Origin of the sequence: Bacillus sp. SIMBA_005, assembly GCF_046535585.1 — a bacterium.
Classification (GTDB): Bacteria; Bacillota; Bacilli; order Bacillales; family Bacillaceae; genus Bacillus; species Bacillus pumilus.
Window position 1 is genome coordinate 1 of sequence record NZ_JAWRWI010001155.1, and the last position, 237, is coordinate 237.

Annotated in this window: 1 pseudogene; it reads left to right on the forward strand. The window is 40.1% G+C overall.

Annotated elements, in window-relative coordinates:
• Positions 1-237 (forward strand): annotated as a pseudogene (locus SB660_RS23740) (AimR family lysis-lysogeny pheromone receptor); the annotation flags it as partial.

A 237-nucleotide genomic window follows, 5' to 3' on the forward strand; every position in this document is an offset into this window, starting at 1 on the left:
GGATGGTTATTGTGGAAGCAATGGAGTGGGCAGACGCAAGCCAAAGATCAGAGCTAACTGATTTCCTCGTCGATAAGTTAAAAAATTGTAGGAACCTTAAATGCAAAGAATATGGTAATGTCTATTTCCTCCACAGACAATTAACAAAAGGGGAGATAACAGCTCACGAAGCACTCGTTGCTAGTGGAAAGTTAGGTTTAAAACAGATGGAGACAGTTGTTTTTTCTAGGCTTATGG